This window comes from Streptomyces nanshensis (genome assembly GCF_001751255.1).
Lineage (GTDB): Bacteria > Actinomycetota > Actinomycetes > Streptomycetales > Streptomycetaceae > Streptomyces > Streptomyces nanshensis_A.
In genome coordinates this window covers 1-641 of sequence record NZ_LJGW01000479.1, presented here as the reverse complement: position 1 = coordinate 641, position 641 = coordinate 1, and the positions used below count along the sequence as shown (strand labels likewise).

Sequence of the window (641 nt, the reverse complement as noted above, 5' to 3'; positions counted from 1 at the left end):
CGTCGGACGGGCCCCAGAGATAGCCGGTGTCGGAAGGGAGTCCGGTGCCGTCCTTGGTGAGGGGCTCGCGCCACCACGAGGGCGTCGCCGGTACGGGCGGAGCCTGCGCCTCCGGAGGCGCGTCCGCGACGGCGTGCGCCGTGGTGGGGTCCACGGGAGCCCCGACGGCCTCGGCGGCCTCCGCCTCGCGGCGGTGCAGCGACCAGTACGCGGCGCCCGCGACCGCGCCGACGAGCAGCAGGGAGAAGGAGGTGCTGCGGCCGCCGAGCGAGGCGAGGAAGAGGCCGCAGCCGAGGAGCGCGACGAGGATTCCGGCGAGGGTGCTGCCCTCGACACGTCCCGACAGCAGCCGGCGCACCTCGTTCTGCGATACGTCCTCGGCGGGGATCAACAGCCAGGCGGCGCCGTAGAGGACGAGGCCGAGGCCGCCGACGACGGAGATCACCGCGAGCGGGATCCGGAAGACGACGGGATCGAGGTCGAAGTAGCGGCCGAGTCCCGAGCAGACGCCCGCGAGAACCTTGGGACGCCGGCTGCGGGTGAGCCTGCGCGCGGGCTGCGGACGGGGGGTGCCGGTGCCCGTGCCGGGGCCGGGGCCGGGGTCGGGACCGGGGTCGGGACCGGGGCCCGTGCCGGTGTCC

Annotated in this window: 1 protein-coding gene; it reads right to left on the bottom strand. The window is 76.1% G+C overall.

The annotated features are described in order from the left end of the window. Window positions 1-641: PspC domain-containing protein (locus tag AN218_RS28695; protein ID WP_141747726.1), on the bottom strand; the 641-nt coding region annotated here is incomplete at both ends.